The sequence below is a fragment of the Streptomyces sp. LE64 genome (assembly GCF_052606915.1).
On the sequence record NZ_CP199708.1, the window covers coordinates 1,655,525 to 1,676,747 of the forward strand.

General features: G+C 71.9%; 11 protein-coding genes. 3 read left to right on the plus strand and 8 right to left on the minus strand.

Going from position 1 to position 21,223, the window contains the following annotated elements; genetic code table 11:
* Positions 1-123: 123 nt before the first annotated feature.
* Positions 124-2,184, plus strand: coding sequence for a hypothetical protein (locus tag ACSMX9_RS07460; protein WP_445400978.1), 2,061 nt, complete (start codon positions 124-126; stop codon positions 2,182-2,184).
* 70 nt (positions 2,185-2,254) lie between these two features.
* Here the strand turns inward: ACSMX9_RS07460 and galE are convergent, their stop codons facing one another.
* The gene (galE, locus tag ACSMX9_RS07465; RefSeq protein ID WP_445400980.1) at positions 2,255-3,226 is read right to left on the minus strand and encodes a UDP-glucose 4-epimerase GalE; all 972 of its coding nucleotides are present in this window, start codon (positions 3,224-3,226) and stop codon (positions 2,255-2,257) included.
* A gap of 363 nt (positions 3,227-3,589) precedes the next feature.
* On the opposite strand from galE, the gene ACSMX9_RS07470 reads away from it, so the two are divergent.
* Positions 3,590-5,821, plus strand: a complete 2,232-nt coding sequence (locus tag ACSMX9_RS07470) for a bifunctional glycosyltransferase/CDP-glycerol:glycerophosphate glycerophosphotransferase (protein WP_445400982.1) — start codon at positions 3,590-3,592, stop codon at positions 5,819-5,821.
* Positions 5,822-5,842: 21 nt separating this feature from the next.
* Complete coding sequence (locus tag ACSMX9_RS07475) at positions 5,843-9,409, plus strand: bifunctional glycosyltransferase/CDP-glycerol:glycerophosphate glycerophosphotransferase (protein ID WP_445400984.1); 3,567 nt, start codon at positions 5,843-5,845, stop codon at positions 9,407-9,409.
* Between the two features lie 127 nt (positions 9,410-9,536).
* Here ACSMX9_RS07475 and ACSMX9_RS07480 read toward each other — a convergent pair whose 3' ends face one another.
* From ACSMX9_RS07480 to ACSMX9_RS07510, 7 genes are all read right to left on the minus strand, one after another.
* On the minus strand, positions 9,537-11,507 hold the full coding sequence (locus ACSMX9_RS07480) for a glycosyltransferase (protein WP_445400986.1): 1,971 nt from the start codon (positions 11,505-11,507) through the stop codon (positions 9,537-9,539).
* Positions 11,508-11,871: 364 nt separating this feature from the next.
* On the minus strand, positions 11,872-13,308 hold the full coding sequence (obgE, locus tag ACSMX9_RS07485; protein WP_366116914.1) for a GTPase ObgE: 1,437 nt from the start codon (positions 13,306-13,308) through the stop codon (positions 11,872-11,874).
* 182 nt (positions 13,309-13,490) lie between these two features.
* Entirely contained in the window at positions 13,491-13,745 is a 255-nt protein-coding gene (rpmA, locus tag ACSMX9_RS07490) for a 50S ribosomal protein L27 (RefSeq protein ID WP_073793698.1), read from the minus strand.
* Between the two features lie 14 nt (positions 13,746-13,759).
* Positions 13,760-14,080 carry a 50S ribosomal protein L21 gene (rplU, locus tag ACSMX9_RS07495; protein WP_309053521.1) on the minus strand — a complete coding sequence of 107 codons (321 nt, stop codon included), beginning with the start codon at positions 14,078-14,080 and terminating at the stop codon, positions 13,760-13,762.
* A gap of 292 nt (positions 14,081-14,372) precedes the next feature.
* The gene (locus ACSMX9_RS07500; protein ID WP_445402923.1) at positions 14,373-18,257 is read right to left on the minus strand and encodes an Rne/Rng family ribonuclease; all 3,885 of its coding nucleotides are present in this window, start codon (positions 18,255-18,257) and stop codon (positions 14,373-14,375) included.
* Positions 18,258-18,284: 27 nt separating this feature from the next.
* A complete protein-coding gene (locus ACSMX9_RS07505) occupies positions 18,285-19,133 on the minus strand; it encodes a TIGR03936 family radical SAM-associated protein (protein WP_445402924.1) in 849 nt (282 codons plus the stop codon).
* 109 nt (positions 19,134-19,242) lie between these two features.
* Positions 19,243-21,168, minus strand: coding sequence for a TIGR03960 family B12-binding radical SAM protein (locus tag ACSMX9_RS07510; protein ID WP_445400988.1), 1,926 nt, complete (start codon positions 21,166-21,168; stop codon positions 19,243-19,245).
* Between the last annotated feature and the right edge of the window lie 55 nt (positions 21,169-21,223).

Below are 21,223 nucleotides of genomic sequence, written 5' to 3' on the forward strand. Positions count from 1 at the left end.
AACCGGGCACAAGCCCGCTACCGGTTGCCCCCTTCCGGCGTTGACCAGCAAGCCCGACAACCGCGCCGCGTTCCCCCACGCGTGAAGCGTGGATCCGGATCGCGCTGCTAGGAGAGTCCCATCTTGCGTTCCGTCCCCCCGTCCCTCGCCCGTGTGGGGAAGCTGGTCCTCCCCGCCGTCCTGGCGGTCTCCTTCGCCGCCCAGGTGGTGGGTGCGCTGCTGCCGCACGTCCCGCTCCTGGTCGGGGCGACCGCCGTCGGCATCGCCGCGGAAGCGGTGCTGCACCGCTGGCAACGGCCGCTGGCCTCGGCGATCGCCCGCACCCGGGCGGACGTGACCTTCCGGGTGGTCCTGCGCGACCTGCTGCTGGTGGCCGGCCTCCTCTCCCACCAGCAGGGCCAGGACCAGCGCACCGCCTACCTGCCGCTGGTCCTCGGCCTGCTGACGTTCTACGCCCTGCACTTCGCCTGCCACGCCGCCGCGATCCTCGTCCGCCGCTCCCGGACGCTGCCCGTGCTGACCCGCAACGTCGACACCGCCGGGCTGCGGTTGCGGCCCGCCCCGCCGGTGCTGCTGGCCCGGCGGGCCGGCACCCGTCTGCTGCTCTTCGGCTTCCCCGCCACGGCGGGGCTGATGGCGACCGCGCTCACCGACGAGCCCCTGGCGGCCGTGGTCGGGGTCGGGCTGGCGATCGCGGCCGGAACGGCCGGCCTGGTCGAACTGCTCACCCGGCTGCTGCCCGCCCGGCGCCCGGCCCGGCCCGAGGAGGCCCTCGCCTGGTTCGAGGAGTGGCTGGCCGAGTACCGGCCCACCGTGGCCCTGTACTTCTCCGGCGGCACCGCCTCCGCCTACCAGGCGAACATGTGGCTGGAGACCCTCGGCCGGCTCGGCGGGCGCCCGCTGATCGTGCTGCGGGAACGCTTCATGGTCCAGAAGATCGGGGCCACGGACGTCCCCGTGGTGTGCCTGCCGAAGGTCGCCGACCTGATGCGGCTGGAGCACTCCACGCTCCAGGTGATGCTGCACCCGGCGAACTCGGGGAAGACCTCGCAGGTGCTGCGCATCCCCACCATCAAGCACGCCTTCGTGAACCACGGCGAGAGCGACAAGCTGTCCTCGGTGAACCCCTACTCCAAGGCGTACGACGAGGTGTGGGTGGCCGGGCCCGCCGCCCGCGAGCGGTACGCCCTGGCCAAGGTGGGCGTCGAGGACAAGGACGTCGTGGAGGTGGGCCGCCCCCAGCTCGACGCCATCCGACCGCACACCGGCCGGCCGGCCGGCGATCCGGTGACGGTGCTGTACGCGCCCACCTGGGAGGGCTGGGACGGCAACCCGGGCAACACCTCCGTCGTCGAGGCCGGCGAGAACATCGTCCGCGCGCTCCTCGCCGACCCGGGGGTGCGCCTGCTGTACAAGCCGCACCCCATGACCGGCTCGGTGGACCCGCGGGCCGGCGCCGCCAACGCCCGCATCCAGGAGATGGTCCGCACCGCCGCGGCCCGGCAGGACGCGGCCCCGGTCGACCCCGCGGCCCGGGCGGAGCTGGAGTCGGCCGCCGCCGACCTCGAACGGGCGACGCGCACCGGCTTCCGCCGGGCCGCCGACGACATGGAGCGGATGCTGCTCCAGGGCGCGCCGGCACCCGGGCGGGCCGCGGAGGTCGCGGCGGCGTACGCGCGGTGGGAGGAGGCGTACTGGGCTTCGCTGCCGGCCGGCGCGCACCAGGTCGTGACCGGGTCCCGGCCCGTGCTGTACGGCTGCTTCGACCGGGCGGACCTGCTGATCAGCGACGTGTCCAGCGTGGTCAGCGACTACCTGGCCAGCGGCAAGCCGTACGCGGTCGCCAACACCAGCGGACTGCCCGAGGAGGTGTTCCGGGAGACCTTCCCGACCGTGGGCGCGGCGACGGTGCTGGCGCCGGACGGAAGCGGGGTCGGGGAACTCCTCGCCTCGGTGCGGTGCCCGGAGGCCGACCCGATGGGGCCGGCCCGAGCCCGGCTGCGGACCCGGTTGCTGGGGCCGGCCGGGGAGCCGTCGCTCGCCCGCTTCGACGCGGCGGTGCGGGCGCTGGCCGAGCGGGCCGCGCAGCGGGCGCGGATCGTCGGGGCGATTCCTGCGCAGGCGGTGGCGCCTGCGCAGGAGGCCGCGGAGCAGCGGTTGGGCACCGGTCCCGGCGAGGGGTGACCCCGGCGGGCGGGTCCGCACTCCCCCGGTCCGGCCCCCTGCGGGTCCGTCGTGGTTCCTCGCGGGCGGGTCAGCCGTGGCGGTGGCGCCAGCCGCCCCACGCGGACTCGATCATCTCGTCGATCCCGTACCGCGCGGACCAGCCGAGTTCCTCGCGGATGCGGTCCGCGGAGGCGACGACGCGGGCCGGGTCGCCGGCGCGGCGCTCGACGACGGCGGGGGCCTGGTCCTCGCGGCCGGTGACCTTGAGGATGCGCTCCACCATCTCCCGGACGGAACTCCCCTCGCCCCGGCCGATGTTGAGGGTGAGGGAGGTGCCGGGGGCGGCCTCGGCGAGCTTGACGGCGGCGGCGAGGTGCGCGGAGGCGATGTCCTGGACGTGGATGTAGTCACGGACGCAGGTGCCGTCCGGGGTGGCGTAGTCGTCGCCGAAGATCCGCGGGGCCTCGTCGGCCTCCAGCCGCTCGAAGACCATCGGGATCAGGTTGAAGACGCCGGAGTCGGCGAGTGCGGGGGCGGCGGCGCCGGCGACGTTGAAGTAGCGCAGGGAGGCCGCGCGCAGCCCGTGGGCGCGGGCGGCCGCGTTGATCAGCCACTCGCCGACGAGCTTGGTCTCGCCGTAGGGGCTCAGCGGCGCGCAGGGAGTGTCCTCGGTCACCAGGGTCACGTCCGGCATGCCGTATACGGCGGCGGAGGAGGAGAAGACGAGCCGGTCGACGCCGGCGTCCGCCATGGCCTCCAACAGGGTCTGGAGTCCGGTGACGTTCTCCCGGTAGTAGAAGTAGGGCTTCTCGACCGACTCGCCGACCTGCTTCTTCCCGGCGATGTGCACGACCCCGGTGACCGCGTGCTCGCGCAGGGCGGCGTCGAGGGCCGTGCGGTCGAGGACGCTGCCGACCACCAGGGGCACCTCGTCCGGCACCCGGTCGCGGCTGCCCGTGGAGAGGTCGTCGAAGACGACGACCCGCTGCCCGCCCTCGACCAGCGCGCGCACGACATGTGCGCCGATGTATCCGGCTCCGCCCGTCACCAGCCAGCTCATGGACTTCCCTTCGTCGACGCTGTCGGAGGCAGAATCACCCGGCGGCGCCCGAAAATCGAATCGGACATTCCGTGTCCGTTCCCGGTTTACCGGTGCAGCGGCGGTTCTGTTTCGTTCTGTGACCCATGTCTCCGTGACCGGAGGGTGACAGGTGTTGACCGATACCATCCAGGATGACGACTCTTCCGCAGGTCGTCACGGGGGAAGAGCGGGCCGTTCCGAGCGGGGACGGGCGCGCTACCGGCACCCGGGAGACTTCGGGTGAATCCTTTAGGATTGGTCGGCGCGGTCTCGGCACTGGTCCCGGCGAACCCCAGCGCAGCCCGACACTCCCGCGGACAGTTCTCGGAACAGGTTGTAAGGATGCCCAGACTCACGCTCGTCGTCCCTGTCTACAAGGTCCAAGGCTACGTGGCCGAGTGTCTGGACTCGATCCTGCGGCAGGACTACACGGACGTCGAGATCGTGGCCGTCGACGACTGTTCCCCCGATGGTTCCGGAGCGATCCTCGACGATTACGCTTCGCGCGATGACCGAATACGCGTGATCCACCTCACGGAGAACGTCGGTCTGGGGCGCGCCCGCAATGCGGGGCTGGCCGAGGCGCGCGGGGACTACGTGCTCTTCCTCGACAGCGACGACACCCTCGACCCGGGGGCGCTGTCCGCGATCGCACACCGGTTGGACGCAACCGGGGACCCCGAGATCCTGGTCTACGACTACGTGCGCACGTACTGGAACGGCGAGGTACGCCCGAACCAACGGGCCGAGGTGCTGCGCCACGGGGACGACGGGGCCTTCCCCCTCCGGGACCGCCCGGAACTGCTCGACCTCCTCCAGATCGTGTGGAACAAGGCGTACCGCCGGGACTTCGTGGAGCGGCTGGGGCTCGCCTTCCCGCCCGGGTACTACGAGGACGCCCCCTGGACGTTCTGCTCGCTGATCGCCGCCGAGCGGATAGCCGTCCTGGACCGGGTCTGCGTCCACTACCGGCAGCGCCGCGAGGGCGGGAACATCCTCAAGACGGTGAGCCGCAAGCACTTCGACGTCTTCGACCAGTACGAGCGGGTCTTCGGCTTCCTCGACGCGCACCCCGAGTTGGAGCAGTGGCGGAGCCGGCTGTTCCGCAAGATGGTCGACCACTACCTCACGATCCTGGACCGCCCGGGCCGCCTGCCCCGCGACGCCCGCGCCGAGTTCTTCCACCGGGCCGCCGCCGACTACGTCGCCCGGGTCCCCGCGGACTTCGCCCGCCCGACCGGGGGCCGCGGCTACAAGTACACGATGCTGGAGCGCGACGCGTACTCGGCGCTGGCCGGCGCCACCAAGGCGGTGCGCACCCGACAGGCCGTCAAGCGCCGGGCGGGCGCCGCGGTCCGCCGCTCCAAGCGCAGCGCGATGGGCCTCTACTACCAGTCCCAGCTGCGGGCCCCGCTGGACGAGAACCTGGCCCTGTTCTCCGCGTACTGGAGCCGTTCGGTCTCCTGCAACCCCGCCGCGATCGCCGCCGAACTGGCCCGCCTCGCCCCCCAGGTGCGCCAGGTGTGGGCGATCCGGGCGGACAGCGTCGGCGCGGTGCCCGAGGGCGTCGAGTACGTCCGGGTCGGCTCCCGCGAGTACTGGTCGGCGCTGGCCCGCGCCAAGTACCTGGTGAACAACGTCAACTTCACCGACTCGCTGGTCAAGCGGGAGGGGCAGGTCCACCTCCAGACGCACCACGGCACCCCGTTGAAGACCATGGGGCTCGACCAGCAGAAGTACCCCGCCTCGACCAGCATGGACTTCGAGAAGCTGCTGGAGCGCTGTGACCGCTGGGACTACAGCCTGAGCTCCAACCGCCACTCCACCACCGTGTGGGAGCGGGTGTACCCCTGCTCGTACACGTCCCTGGAGACCGGCTACCCGCGCAACGACGTGCTGGTCAACGCCACCGCCGAGGACGTGCGCCGGGCGCGCGGCGCGCTCGGCCTCGCGGACGGGACGACCGCGTTCCTCTACATGCCGACGCACCGCGAGTACCAGGGTGAGTTCCGGCCCCGGCTGGATCTGGCCCGGTTGGCCGACTCCCTCGGCCCGGACGTGACGCTGCTGGTGCGCGGCCACTACTTCTACTCGGCCTCGCCGCAGCTCGCCGACCTCCAGCGCAGCGGCCGGATCGTGGACGTGTCCGGCCGGCACCCCGTGGAGGACCTGTACCTCGCGGCGGACGCGCTGATCACCGACTACTCGTCGGCGATGTTCGACTACGCCGTCCTGGACCGTCCGATCGTGGTCTTCGCCGACGACTGGGAGGTCTACCGCGCGGTGCGCGGGACCTACTTCGACCTGCTGACGGAGTCACCGGGGGCGGTGGCCCGCTCCGAGGACGCCCTCATCGAACTGCTGCGCTCCGACGCGTGGCGCGACGGGACCGCAGCCGACCTGCGCGAGGTCTTCCGCCGCCGGTTCTGCGAGTTCGACGACGGGCGCGCCGCCGAGCGGGTCGTGCGCCGGGTCTTCCTCGGCGAGCCGACCCTGATCCCTCCCGTTCCGTTCGAGGAGCGTTCACACGCTCCGTACCCCGCCCAGGTGCTCGAACTGGTCGAGCGGGCCTGACCGAAAGGAAAACCACGTCACATGGCCCCCCGGCTCAGTGTCGTCGTACCCATCTACAACGTGGAGGAGTACCTTCCGGCGTGTCTCGACTCGCTGGAGGCACAGACCCTGCGTGACCTCGAAGTCCTCATGGTGGACGACGGTTCGCCGGACGGCTCGGCGGCCATCGCGGCCGAGTACGCGGCCCGTGACCCGCGGTTCACGCTGATCCGCAAGGAGAACGGCGGCCTCGGCGCCGCCCGCAACACCGGCATATCCCGGATGTCGCCGGACGCGGAGTTCCTGACGTTCGTCGACAGCGACGACGTGATCCCGCCGGACGCGTACCGGCTGATGGTCACCAGCCTGGACGAGAGCGGCTCCGACTTCTGCACCGGCAACGTGTTCCACCTGCGGGGCGAGAAGTCCTGGCAGGTGCCGCTGCTGAAGATGCTCTCGGGCGAGGCCCAGCAGCGCACCCACATCTCGCAGATGCCGCGGCTGGTCGCGGACCGGATCGCCTGCAACAAGGTGTTCCGCCGGTCGTTCTGGGAGAAGCACGGGTTCGCCTTCCCCGAGGGCATCCTGCACGAGGACATCCCGGTCGTGCTGCCCGCCCACTACCGGGCCGAGGCCGTCGACATCATCGGTGAGCCCACGTACTTCTGGCGGCTGCGCGAGGGCGAGGCCGCCCCGTCGATCACCCAGCGCCGCAAGGAGCCGCAGGCCATCCGGGACCGGGTCACCGCGGTCACCATGGTGAGCCAGTTCCTGGCGCAGCAGCCGGGCCCGGAGTTCGCGGTCTACAAGAAGCAGTACGACGACCGGGTGCTCCGCGACGACCTGCGGCTGTTCCTGCGGGTGCTGCCGGACGCCACCGCCGAGTTCCACGAGGCGTTCCTGGAGGCCACCAACCGCTACCTCGACACCATCGACCCGCAGACGGTGATGGCGCTGCCGCTGGTGCTGCGGGTGCAGTGGCTGCTGGTGCGCAAGCACCAGATGAACGAGCTGATCGCGCTGCTCGCCTCGCAGCGCCGCAAGGACCCCATCGAGGTCAGCGGGGTGTTCCGCAAGTACGCCGAGTTCGAGCCGCTGGAGAAGGCGGGCGTGGAGCTGCCGAAGTCGGCGCTGCGCATCGACAAGGACCTGGCGCTGAAGGCTCCGCTGCGGTCGGTGGACTGGCGGGACGGCAAGCTGGTGCTCTCCGGTGACGCCTGGATCGACAAGGTCGACGTCGACAGCAAGCGGGCCAGCTTGAAGGTCCTCCAGTTCAAGCACAGCGGCTCCGGTCGACGGATCTTCGCGCCGGCCAAGAACCTGCACCGCCCCGAGGCGACCACCCACTCCGGCCAGAAGCGCTACAACTACGACTGGGCGGGCTGGGAGCTGGTCTTCGACCCCTCCAAGCTGCGCAAGGGCGGCAAGTGGCAGGAGGGCATCTGGCACGTCGGCATCAATGTGTACGCCTCCGGGCTGGTGCGGCGCAGCGGGGTGTGGGCGCGCGGCGGTTCGGCCGCCAACTTCCCCACGTACCACTGGCTGGACGGCGACCACCGACTGCTGCCGGTGGTGGAGCGCAGCGCGCTGAAGCTGCGGCTGGAGAAGGTCAAGGCGCTCGTCACCGACCGGCGGATCGACGGCGACGAACTGGTGGTCAGCGGTGAGCTGCGGGCCGGCGCGACCTCGGTGTCCGACCTGGTGCTGCGGCTGAGCAACCAGAAGAGCGGCGAGGTCATGGACTACCCGGTGGAGGTGCAGGTCACCCCGGCGGGTCGGCTCTTCACCGCCCGGGTGCCGATCGCGGACGTGGCCCTGGTGCCGAACGAGGCCCTGGAGGCCAAGGCGCAGCCGGACCGCCGCTCCTGGAGCACGGTCCTGGTGGCGACCGACCCGGACGGCACCGAGCACCGCTACAGCAGTGTGGTGCGGGACGGTCTGGCGGACCTGCGCGGCGACCTGCCCGCCTCCATGGGGCCGGAGGCCGCGCACCACGAGATCGCGCTGATATCCGGCAACAACGGCTATCTGAAGATCGTCGGCCGGGGCCGTCGTGCGGTGGTGACCAACGTCGTCGAACGCGGCGGCAAGATCGTCATGGACGGCTACACCAGCGAGCGCCTGGTCGGCGCGGAGCTGCTGGTCAAGTCGCGGGGCCGGTTCGACGAGCGGACCGTGCCGGTCACCTGGCAGCCGGACGGCCGCTTCACGGTGGCCTTCGACCCGTCGTCGCTGGGCGGTTCGGGCGACGTGCCGTTGAAGGCCGGCCGGTGGAACGTGTTCCTGCGGCTGCCCGACGAGCCCGAGGTGCCCAAGGCGGCGTTCGTCATCGAGCGGTCGGCCGCGCGGCAGTTCCCGCTGAAGACGGTCCTGAACGGCCGGCGCTACTGGTTCGAGTCGCTGTGGGGCACCTACCCACAGCTCAACTGCCGTTCCGAGCTGAGCGACATGGAGCTGGGCCCCTACCGTCAGGCGCAGCTGCGCCGCGAGGTGTACGAGCCGGGCCGTCAGCAGCCGCTGCGCGAGCAGGTGTTCTTCCTCAGCTACAACGGCAAGCAGTACTCCGACAGTCCGCGGGCGATGCACGAGGAGCTGTTGAAGCGCGGCAGCGAGCTGAAGTACCTGTGGGCCGTGCGCGACGGTCAGGTGGTGCTGCCGCCGACCGCCGACAAGGTCCGCATGTGGGGCCGGGAGTGGTTCGAGGCGCTGGCCACCTCCCGCTACATCGTCACCAACGGGCACCTGCCCGAGTGGGTGGAGCGGCGGCCCGGTCAGGTCATCGTGCAGACCTGGCACGGCACGATGCTGAAGAAGATCGGCCACGACATCGAGACGCTGCACTTCGACCGCGAGTACCAGAACCGCCTGGGCAAGGAGGCCAACAACTGGTCCCTGCTGGTCTCGTCGAACCGGTTCAGCACCCCGATCCTCAAGCGGGCGTTCTCGTACCACGGGGAGATCCTGGAGGCGGGCTACCCGCGCAACGACTACCTGTACTCCCCCGACCGGGACAAGATCGCCGAGTCGGTGAAGGAGAAGCTGGGGCTGCCCGCCGACAAGAAGGTCGTGCTGTACGCCCCGACTTGGCGCGACGACCAGTCGCACAGCGCCGGCCAGTACAAGTTCAGCCTGAAGATCGACCTGGACGACGCTCGGGCCCGGCTCGGCCACGACCACGTGCTGCTCATCCGCCGCCACTCCAACATCGTGGACGCGGTGCCCGGCGCGGGCAACGGCTTCGTCTTCGACGTCTCCGAGTACCCGGACATCGCCGAGCTGTACCTGGCCGCGGACATCATGATCACCGACTACTCCTCGGTGATGTTCGACTACGCGCACCTCAAGCGGCCGATGCTGTTCTTCACCTACGACCTGGAGCACTACCGGGACACCCTGCGCGGGTTCTACTTCGACTTCGAGGAGGACTCCCCCGGGCCGCTGATCCGCACCTCGGAGGAGCTGGTCGAGTCGATCCGCCGGATCGAGGAGGTCAAGGTCGAGTACCAGGACCGGTTCGACCGCTTCCACCGGTTGTTCTGCGACCTGGACGACGGCTCCGCCTCGCGGCGGGTCGTGGACCGGATGCTGGAGCAGGCCCGGGAGCTGTGACGCGCCCCGCGGGGGCCGGGGAGGAACGCCTCCCCGGCCCCCGCGGCCGTCCCGGGCACGGGAACGGGGCCGGGCACGGAGGATTCCCCTCCGTGCCCGGCCCCGTCGTCGTCGGTGCGCCGGCGGGTCAGACGGTGACCGTCTTCACCGCGAACTGCGCGGTGACCGTGAAGTACGGCCGGATCTCGGTGCGGGGCGGCTCGGCGGGCTCGGTCCGCTTGCGCAGCGCGCCCAGCAGGGGGCGGCGGGGTGCCGGGGCCGACGCCCGGGTGTGCCGGCCGGGGCGGACCGGCCGGGGGTACTTGAAGACCTTGTACGGCTCCAGGATATCGGTGGCGAACATGCCGAGGCCGGCGGTGCGCTCCTCGTCCAGGCGGATCCGCAGGTCCCAGATCTCCTCGTCCCCGTGGTGCGCATCGACCAGGGTCGACAGCGGCAGCTCGAACCGGAAGCGGGTGCCCTCCGTCACGGTCAGCGGCACCCTCAGGGTGCGCTCCGCATCGGCGCGGTTCACTCCTTCGACGACGGGGTCGGCGGCCTCGTCCGGCACCTCGGCGCCCCAGAGCTCGCCCTCCACCACCACCGCATCCCCGTCCACCCGCACCACGAGCACCTCGCCGTGCAGCGCGCGCACCTGACTGCGCACCAGGAGGCGGCCCCGGTCGTCCTTGTGCGGCAGCAGCACCTCCAGTCCGCCGCCGGAGGGGGCGGGGCGGCGGGACACCATCCGGGTCACGTCGAGGTGCTCCGCGTCGAGCCGCTTCTCCGGGCCCTTGGGGCTGGCGACGCCGATCTCCCAGTGGCCCTCGCCGAGGACGTCCCGGTGTCCGATCAGCGCCGCGCCGGCGACCACCGGCAGCCGCACCGGCTCCCGGCGCCCGCGGACGTCCCGGCAGACCAGCTCCAGGTCACCGGTGACCTGGTCGGCGGCGACCCCCCGCAGGGTGATCCGCACGTCGCCGCCGTCGAGCACCTCGGCGTCCGCGGTGCCGGGCAGCCGGCGACGGAGTGCGGCGTGCTCCAGGATCGCGCCGAACCGCTCGGCGCTGGGCTCCTCGGAGAACCGTTCGGCGGTGCGGGCCGCGGCCTCGCCCATGGCCAGACGGCGCTCGTCGTCCTCGATGAGTTCGACGATGGCCTCGGCCATGGCCGCGTTGTCCCCGTTGGGCACGAGGATGCCGTCCGTGCCGGGGGTGAGGATGTTGCGCGGGCCGTGGTCGCAGTCCATGCTGACGACCGGCAGCCCCCGGGTCATCGCCTCCACGGTGACGTTGCCGAACGGCTCCCGCAGCGAGGGGAGGACGAAGATCGCCCCCTTGCCGAACTCGGCGGTCACCGGGAAGGCCGGCCCCATCAGCTGGACGTGGTTGTACAGGTCCTTGTCGTGGATGCGGCGTTGGAGGGCGCCCCGGTCGGCGCCGTCGCCGTAGATCCGCAGCTTCCAGTCGGGGTGGCGCCGCACGACGGTCTCGAAGGCGTCGACCAGGCCGTGGAAGTTCTTGTGCTTCTTCAGCACGCCGGCCGTGACGACGACCTTGCTGCTGCCGTCGGAGCGGGGGCCGCCCGGGTCGGGGATGCAGTTGGGCATGACGTTGATGCGGTCCCGGACGTAGGGGACCAGCTTGCTGAGGTTGGCGTGCTCCTCGGGCGAGAGCACCGTGATGGCGTCGAGCTTGCGGTACGCCTCGAAGAGCGGCTTGCGGACGTTCTCCGCGTAGATCCGCGGCATGGAGTGCTCCTGCGCGATGCGCAGGAAGGTGCCCGGCGCCTCGGCGAGCATGGTGGTGATCCGCGGGTTGGAGCTGACGATGGCGTCCGCGTCGGTCTCGGCGAAGAACTCCAGCAGCCGCCGCTCGGCGAGCCTGCTGACCAGCGGAGTCTTCTCGTTCGCGCCGTACGGGTAGCGCAGCGGGAACTCGTGGGCCAGCGGGTCCTCGCCGTCGTAGCGGTGGGAGTTCTCCCGCAGGTCGGTCAGGGCCCGGACCCGGACCCGTTCGTCCAGCGGGAAGTAGGACTCGTCGCGCACTTTGCGCAGGGCGACGATCTCCACCTCGTGGTGGCGGGCCAGCGCGCTCGCCAGGTTCTGCGTGGCACTCACCACACCCCCCATGTGGCAGAGGTCGCGCACCAGAAAAACAATCTTCACTTCGCGGTCATCCCTTTCCCGTGCGGCCCGGTCGCGCCGCACCCTCCCCCGAGCCGAACGGCGTCCCCACACATCCCGATCGGTCACATCAGGACATGTGGTGCCATAGCCGTACTTCGGGTGACGAACCCATACATGCTGCCATGGCATACGGGTTGCTCTTTACCGGGTTTGACAGCCGGACGCCGTCAATGGTTGTGCGGGAAAAAGGCAAAGCCGTTCGAGGCGCCGCCCCTCGATCGGGACGGCGCCAGCGAACGGCCTTCCACCTGCGCCGATTGACTCGGCATCAGATCAGTTCCGCAGAACGGACGACTCAGAAGGGCTCGAAGTCGTCGTACGCGCGCTGCGACTCGTCGCGCTCGGCCTGCCGGTCGCGGCGACGCTGGGTCGCCGGCCGCGGGGCGTCGAAGCGGTGGTCCTCGCCACGGCGGCCCAGCATCTCGGCGCCGGTCATCATGGTGGGCTCCCAGTCGAACACCACCGCGTTGTCCTCGGGGCCGATGGCGACGCCGTCGCCCGCCCGGGCGCCCGCCTTCACCAGCTCGTCCTCCACCCCGAGCCGGTTCAACCGGTCCGCGAGGTAGCCCACGGCCTCGTCGTTGTTGAAGTCGGTCTGCCGCACCCAGCGCTCCGGCTTCTCGCCGCGCACCCGGTACAGCCCGTCCTCCTCCGCGGTGACCGTGAAGCCCGCGTCGTCGACCGCCTTGGGCCGGATGACGACCCGGGTGGCCTCCTCGCGGGGGCGGTCCGCCCGGGCCTTCGCCACGAAGCCGGCCAGGGCGAAGGACAGTTCCCGCAGGCCCTTGTGGGCGACCGCGGACACCTCGAAGACCTGGTACCCGCGCGCCTGAAGGTCCGGCCTGACCAGGTCCGCGAGGTCCTGCCCGTCCGGCACGTCGATCTTGTTGAGCACGACCACCCGCGGACGGCCGTCGAGGCCGCCGTACTGCCGCAGCTCCTCCTCGATCACGTCGAGGTCGGAGACCGGGTCGCGGTCCGACTCCAGGGTCGCCGTGTCCAGCACGTGGACGAGGACGCTGCACCGCTCCACGTGCCGCAGGAACTCCAGGCCCAGGCCCTTGCCCTGGCTGGCGCCGGGGATCAGCCCGGGAACGTCCGCGATGGTGTAGACGGTGTCCCCCGCGGTGACCACGCCCAGGTTGGGCACCAGGGTGGTGAACGGGTAGTCGGCGATCTTCGGCTTGGCCGCCGAGAGCACCGAGATCAGCGAGGACTTGCCCGCACTGGGGAAGCCCACCAGCGCCACGTCGGCGACCGTCTTCAGCTCCAGCACGATGTCCTGGACGTCACCGGGCTCGCCCAGCAGCGCGAAGCCGGGCGCCTTGCGGCGGGCCGAGGAGAGCGCCGCGTTGCCCAGTCCGCCCCGGCCGCCCTCGGCCGCCACGTAGGTGGTGCCGTGCCCGACCAGGTCCGCGAGGACGTTGCCCGCCCTGTCCAGCACGACCGTGCCGTCCGGCACCGGCAGCACCAGGTCGGCCCCGTCCTTGCCGGAGCGGTTGCCGCCCTCACCGGGCCGGCCGTTGGTCGCCTTGCGCTGCGGGCTGTGGTGGTAGTCCAGCAGGGTGGTGACCGACTGGTCGACCACCAGCGTCACCTCACCGCCCCGGCCGCCGTTGCCCCCGTCGGGGCCGCCGAGCGGCTTGAACTTCTCACGGTGGACGGAGGCGCAGCCGTGGCCTCCGTTACCCGCGGCGACGTGCAGTTCGACGCGGTCCACGAAGGTGGTCATGGTCAGTGCCTCCAGAGGGGTACGGATGGGGATGTCGAGGTGCGCCGACCGGGTCGGCGCCGGGCGCCGTACGGCGCTCCCGGGGGAACAACACGCGAAAGGCGGACCAGCTTCCCCGTACCGAAATCGTACGGGGAAGGCGTGGTCCGCCTCCGCGAGAAAAACGCCCTACAGCCGTCCGGTCAGGCGACCGGGACGATGTTCACGACCTTGCGGCCGCGGAACGTGCCGAACTCCACCGCACCGGGCAGCAGCGCGAACAGCGTGTCGTCGCCGCCGCGGCCGACGCCGGAGCCGGGGTGGAAGTGGGTGCCGCGCTGGCGGACCAGGATCTCACCCGCGTTGACGACCTGACCGCCGAAGCGCTTCACGCCGAGCCGCTGGGCATTCGAGTCGCGACCGTTCCGAGTGGACGATGCGCCCTTCTTGTGTGCCATCTCTCCTCAGTCCCTTACTTCGCAGCCGTGGGGATCGCCGTGACCTTGATCGCCGTGTACTGCTGGCGGTGGCCCTGACGACGGCGGTAGCCGGTCTTGTTCTTGTAGCGCAGGATGTCGATCTTCGCGCCCTTGTGGTGGTCCACGACCTCGGCCTGGACCTTGATGCCGGCCAGCACCCACGGGTCGCTGGTGACGGCCTCGCCGTCGACGACGAGCAGGGTCGAGAGCTCGACCGTGTCGCCCACCTTGGCAGTGGAAATCTTGTCAACCTCAACGATGTCGCCGACAGCAACCTTGTGCTGGCGACCACCGCTGCGCACGATGGCGTACACGCGGGTCTCACTCTCTGTGCTCGTGGTGGAACCTCTGAAGCCAGCCGCTCACACGGGCCCGGAAGCCCGAAGATCCGCGAGGACGAGCGGCCTCTCCGGCCCGACCAGACGGCCCGACCCGGAGGGAGATGCTCAGAGGGATGGCGTAGGAACGCCGACGCTCTAGGTTACGGGGCCCCCCGCCACCGGTCAAACCGGGGCGCCGGCACCCCTCGCCGAGAGCCGGAGGGGAGGTCCGGGACGCCGGGTCCCGGACCTCCCCCTCGTGCGGCACCGCAGCGGTGCGGGGCCGTCAGTCGTCCGTCGAGGCGGTGACGGTCGGTGCCGCCTGCTGCTCCGCCGCCGCGGTCTTCTTGGCCGCCGACTTCTTCGCCGGCGCCTTGGCCGCCGCCTTCTTGGCGGTCGTCTTCTTGACCGTCGTCTTCTTGGCGGCGGTCTTCTTCGCCGGCGCCTTGGCCGTCTTCTTCGCCGGCGCCTTGGTCGCCGCCTTCTTGGCGGTCGTCTTCTTCGCCGTCGTCTTCCGGGTGGCCGTCTTCTTCGCCGGCGCCGCGGTCTCCTCGGCCGCCGCCTCGGTCAGGGCCTCCTCGTCGCGTCCGGCCGCCTCGTTGGCCTCGACCGGCTCGGCCGCGGTGCCCGGGACGACCACCACGGCCGTCTCCTCCGAGGCGGTGGGCGCGGTGGCCTTGCGCACCGCGCGCCGCCGCGGCCGGGCCGGAGCGGCCTCGGCCACCGGCTCCGCCACCGGCTCGACCGGCTCGGCCACCGGCTCCGGGGCCGCCTCGACCACCGGGACCGTCACCTCGGCGGCCACGCCCTCGGGGGAACCCGCGGGCGCACTGGCCACCCGGGTGGCCCGGCGACGGGTCCGCCCCTGCGGCGCCGGCTCGACGACCGGCTCGGGGACCGCCTCGGCCACGGGCTCCGGGACGACCGGTTCGACGACCGGCTCCGGGACGGCCTCGACCACCGGCTCGGCCGGCGCCTCGGCCGCGCGGGGCGCACCCGCCGGCGCAGACGCCCGACGGCCGCCACGGCGCCGTCCACGACCCCGACCCGCCGCGGCCTCCGCCTCGGCGACGCTGCTGTACAACTCCTCGTCGGGCGCGAAGTCCGGCGAGGTCAGCGCAGTGGGCTCGGCGACCTCGGCGGCCACCTCGGCCGCCGTCTCCTGCTCCGGCTCGACCACCGCGGCGGTCTCGTGCTCGTGGTGCTCCTCGTGGCTCTCGCCCGCGCCCCGGCCGCGCTTCTTGCGCTTGCCGCCGCCACCGATCGAGGTCGGCTGCTCCATGTGCACGATGACCCCGCGGCCGTTGCAGTGCACACAGGTCTCGGAGAAGGACTCCAGCAGGCCCTGGCCCACCCGCTTGCGGGTCATCTGCACCAGGCCCAAGGAGGTGACCTCGGCCACCTGGTGCTTGGTCCGGTCCCGGCCCAGGCACTCCAGCAGGCGCCGCAGCACCAGGTCCCGGTTGGACTCCAGGACCATGTCGATGAAGTCGATGACCACGATGCCGCCGAGGTCGCGCAGCCGCAGCTGGCGCACGATCTCCTCGGCCGCCTCCAGGTTGTTGCGGGTCACGGTCTCTTCCAGGTTGCCGCCCTGGCCCGTGAACTTCCCGGTGTTGACGTCGACCACGACCATGGCCTCGGTCTTGTCGATCACCAGCGAACCGCCGGACGGCAGGTAGACCTTGCGGTCCAGCGCCTTGATCAGCTGCTCGTCGATGCGGTACGTCGCGAAGACGTCCACCTCGGACGTCCAGCGCTGGAGCCGCTCCGCGAGGTCGGGCGCCACGTGCGAGACGTAGCCGTGGATCGTCGACCACGCCTCGTCACCGCTGACGATGACCTTGGAGAAGTCCTCGTTGAAGATGTCGCGGACCACCCGGACCGTCATGTCCGGCTCGCCGTAGAGCAGCGTCGGGGCGTTGCCGCTCTTCGCCTTCTTCTTGATGTCCTCCCACTGGGACTGGAGGCGCTCCACGTCACGGCGGAGCTCGTCCTCGCTGGCGCCCTCGGCGGCGGTGCGCACGATGACGCCCGCGTCCTCGGGGACGACCTTCTTGAGGATCGTCTTCAGCCGGGCCCGCTCGGTGTCCGGGAGCTTGCGGCTGATGCCCGTCATCGACCCCTCGGGGACGTACACGAGATACCGGCCGGGCAGGGACACCTGGCTGGTGAGCCGGGCGCCCTTGTGGCCGATCGGGTCCTTGGTGACCTGGACCAGCACCGACTGGCCGGACTTGAGCGCGCTCTCGATCCGACGCGGGCCGCCGGACATCCCGAGCGCCTCGAAGTTGACCTCGCCCGCGTACAGGACCGCGTTGCGCCCCTTGCCGATGTCGATGAAGGCGGCCTCCATCGACGGCAGGACGTTCTGCACCTTGCCCAGGTAGACGTTGCCGACGTACGAGGTCGACTGCTCCTTGTTGACGTAGTGCTCGACGAGGACGTCGTCCTCCAGCACCCCGATCTGGGTGCGCTCGCCGAACTGGCGGACCACCATCACCCGCTCGACGGCCTCGCGGCGGGCCAGGAACTCGGCCTCGGTGATGATCGGCACCCGGCGGCGGCCCTGCTCGCGCCCCTCGCGCCGGCGCTGCTTCTTGGCCTCCAGACGCGTGGAGCCCTTGATGGACTGCACCTCGTCCGAGGCGGGCCGCTCCCGCTCCTCCTTCTTGCGGGGCTCGCGGACCTTGACGACGGTGCGCTCCGGGTCGTCGGACCCGGCGTCCCCGGAGGCGTCCCCGGCGCGACGGCGACGACGGCGCCGGCGACGGCTGCTGCTGGAGCCGCCCTCGTCCTCGGCCGCATCGGCGTCCTCCTCGGCCGCGGGCTCCTCGGCCGACTCCTCGGCCTCGTCGAAGCCGTGCTCCTCGCCCTCGGCGTGCTCACCCCGGCGACGGCGGCGGCCGCCCCGACGGCGCCGACGACGGGACCCCGTCTCCTCGCCGTCCTCGGCCTCGACGTCCTCGGGCGCCTCGGCCCGTGCCTCGTCGGTCGGCTCCCCGTCCTCCTCGGGCTCCGCCGGAGCCGGCGGCTCCACGGCCTCCTCGGCCTGCGGCGCGGCGGCGGAGACCGCCACCCGACGGCGCCGACGACGCCGGGAGCCGGCGCCCTCGTCCTCGTACCGTTCGGTGTCGGTGGCCTCCGCGGGCGCCTGGGCGCTCTCGGTCTCCTCCTCCTCGGCCGCGTGGCGGGCCTCGGCGGCCTCGGCCGCCGCCCGCTCCGGCGTCTGGAACATCGGCTCGGCGAACACCGGAGCCTGGAAGACGGCCACGGCCGGCCGCGCCGGCCGGTCTTCCCCGGCGGACCGGGCGTGGTGCTGGGCGGGCTCGGAGAATCCGCCGGCGGCCCGGGTGGCGCGGCGACGGGACCGCTTGGGTGCCGCCTCCTCGACCGGGGCGGCCTTCTCGACCGGAGCCGCGGGCTCGTCCGCGACGGGCTCCGCCGTGCGGTCGGCCTCGGCGGCCCGTGCGGCCGGCGCTTCGGCCGGAGCGGCGGCGCGCGTGGCGCGCCGGCGGGTACGCGGGGGCGCCGCCTCCGCGGCGGGGGCCTCCTCGGCCGGGGCGGGCGCCTCGGGGACGGTCTCGGCCGCGGCCCGGGTCGCCCGGCGGCGGGTGCGCTTGGGCGCCGCCTCCTCGACCTCGGCGGCCGGCGCGGTCTCCTCGACCGGCGCGGGCGATCCGGCGGGCGCGGACGCCCTGCGGACCACCCGGCGGCGGGTGCGCGGCGCCTCGGCGGCGATCGCGGACTCCTCGGCGGCCACGGGCGCCGGTGCTTCGGCGACCGGCTCGCCCACGGCCACGGTCACGACCTCGGGGGCCGCGGCGGCCGGGGCACCGGCCGGGCGGGAAGCCGCACGGCGCCTGCGGCGCGGCGGCAGGGTGTCGCTGGGACTGTCGTCACCCGCGGTCGCGCGGGCGGCGGAGGTGATGGCGGAACCCTCGGGTTCGTTCGATTCGAGCATGCGGGCGGTTCTCCCGTCGGCTCCCGGGCGCCGCGCCTGTTCCGGTGACGTCCGCGGCACCACGTCCTGCGTGGGCCGCCGTCCGGGGCGCGGGCGCCGCACGGGAGCTTTCTGTGTCCTGTCTCGCCGGTTCCGTACGCCTTGTCGCGTACGGCCTGGCGAAAGTCTTGTAGTCGGTGCGCTGCCCGACCCAGGTGGCTCCCGGATACGAGGGCGGCGCTGCGACGTCCGTCCTTACGCGGGTCCGCCCGGTGGCACCGCCGCAGCGGCGGGCACGGCGACCCCGGGAACAGCAGCCGGAGCGGCCTTGACCGTCGCGCGATCGGGCGCGAGCGGGTCGGTGACCGTGCCGGTCGCCTCATCGAAAAGCCCCTGCGCCAGCCTGGTCACCGCTGCGGGGACCGGCGGCGCCAGGTCGGCCACAGCTCGGAGACCGGACAGGACGTCGTCGGGTCGCACGGCAGGCGTCACGTGCCGAACAACCAGGCGCAGTATCGCACAGGCCCGGTCGCCCGGCCCATCAGCCCGGGCCGGGTCCTCCTCGAACACCGTGAGGGCGGCGACCGCGGACCGGGCGTCGAAGGTGCGCAGACCGTTCTTCGTCTGCCGCTGGACCTCCACCCTTTCGGCGGCCGTGAAGGCGTCCACGGCGCGCCGTGCCTCGCCCGGCGCCACGCCGTCGAGCCGCAGTTCCCACACGGAGCCGGTCAGCCGGTCCGCGAGGCCCGGGGTGCGGGCCTCCACCGCGTCGACGACGTCGAGCCCGGGGGGCAGCGACTCGTCGAGCAGCACCCGGAGGGTCTCCGGGTCGCGCGGCGCGGTGAGCGCGATCTCCAGGTACTCCGCCTCACTGCCCGTGCCGGTGGGTGCGGCATTGGCGTACGACACCTTGGGGTGGGGCGTGAACCCGGCCGAGTACGCCATGGGCACCTCGGCCCGGCGCAGCGCCCGCTCGAACGCGCGCTGGAAGTCGCGGTGGCTGGTGAACCGGAGGCGGCCCCGCTTGGTGTAGCGCAGTCTGATGCGCTGTACCGCGGGTGCGGGCGGGGGGCCTTCGGGCTGTCGCTTGCCCAGTGTCGTCAGTCCTTCGTGAGTGCGGTCGTCCTGCTGCCTAGAGTACGTCGCGGGGCCGCGACCGGTTCACCGGCGCCCGTTCCGGCCCGGCCGCGGCGTTGTTCCCCGACCCCTCGGGTCACTTCACCACGGTCAGCGGCAGCAGCTTCTTGCCGGTGGGACCGATCTGGATGGCGGTGTCCATCTGAGGGCACACCCCGCAGTCGAAGCAGGGGGTCCAGCGGCAGTCCTCGACCTCGGTCTCGTCGAGGGCGTCCTGCCAGTCCTCCCAGAGCCAGTCCTTGTCGAGGCCGGAGTCCAGGTGGTCCCAGGGCAGGACCTCCTCGTAGCCGCGCTCCCGGGTGGTGTACCAGTCGACGTCGATGCCGAAGGCCGGCAGTTCCTTGTCCGCGCAGGCCATCCAGCGGTCGTAGGAGAAGTGCTCGCGCCAGCCGTCGAACCGGCCGCCGTCCTCGTAGACGGCGCGGATCACGGTGCCCAGACGGCGGTCGCCCCGGGAGAGCAGGCCCTCGACGATGCCGGGCTTGCCGTCGTGGTAGCGGAAGCCGATGGAGCGGCCGTACTTCTTGTCCCCGCGGATCTTGTCGCGCAGCTTCTGGAGGCGGGCGTCGGTCTCCTCGGAGGAGAGCTGCGGGGCCCACTGGAACGGGGTGTGCGGCTTGGGCACGAAGCCGCCGATGGAGACGGTGCAGCGGATGTCGTTGGAGCCGGAGACCTCCCGGCCCTTGGCGATGACGTTCATCGCCATGTCGGCGATCTGGAGGACGTCCTCGTCGGTCTCGGTGGGCAGACCGCACATGAAGTACAGCTTCACCTGGCGCCAGCCGTTGCCGTAGGCGGTGGCGACGGTGCGGATCAGGTCCTCCTCCGAGACCATCTTGTTGATGACCTTGCGCATCCGCTCGGAGCCGCCCTCGGGGGCGAAGGTGAGTCCGGAGCGGCGGCCGTTGCGGGTGAGTTCGTTGGCCAGGTCGACGTTGAAGGCGTCCACCCGGGTGGAGGGCAGCGAGAGGCCGATCTTGTCGTCCTCGTAGCGGTCGGCGAGGCCCTTGGCGACGTCACCGATCTCGGAGTGGTCGGCGCTGGACAGCGACAGCAGGCCGACCTCCTCGAAGCCGGTGGCCTTCAGGCCCCGGTCGACCATCTCGCCGATGCCGGTGATGCTGCGCTCGCGGACCGGACGGGTGATCATGCCGGCCTGGCAGAAGCGGCAGCCGCGGGTGCAGCCGCGGAAGATCTCCACGGACATCCGCTCGTGCACGGTCTCGGCGAGCGGGACCAGCGGCTGCTTGGGGTAGGGCCACTCGTCGAGGTCCATGACGGTGTGCTTGGAGACGCGCCAGGGCACGCCGGAGCGGTTGGGCACCACCCGGCCGATGCGCCCGTCGGGGAGGTACTCCACGTCGTAGAAGCCGGGGACGTACACCCCGCCGGTGCGGGCGAGGCGGAACAGCAGTTCCTCGCGTCCGCCGGGCCGGCCCTCGGCCTTCCAGGCGCGGACGATGTCGGTGATCTCCAGCACGGCCTGCTCGCCGTCGCCGATGACCGCGCAGTCGATGAAGTCGGCGATCGGCTCCGGGTTGAAGGCGGCGTGGCCGCCGGCGACGACGACCGGGTCGTCGAGGCCGCGGTCCTTGGCCTCCAGCGGGATGCCCGCGAGGTCGAGGGCGGTGAGCATGTTGGTGTAGCCCAGTTCGGTGGAGAAGCTGAGCCCGAACAGGTCGAACGCCTTCAGCGGTCGGTGCGCGTCCACGGTGAACTGCGGGACGCCGTGCTCCCGCATCAGCGCCTCCAGGTCGGGCCAGACGCTGTACGTCCGCTCGGCGAGGACGCCCTCGCGCTCGTTGAGCACCTCGTAGAGGATCATGACGCCCTGGTTGGGCAGCCCGACCTCGTAGGCGTCCGGGTACATCAGGGCCCAGCGGACGTCGCAGGCGTCCCACGGCTTGACGGTGGAGTTGAGTTCCCCTCCGACGTACTGGATGGGCTTCTGGACGTGCGGGAGAAGCGCTTCCAGACGCGGGAAGACCGACTCGACAGGCATCGTGGTGTCTCTCGTGAGCTTACGGGGGACCTCCCGCGCAAGAGGCGGGTGACCC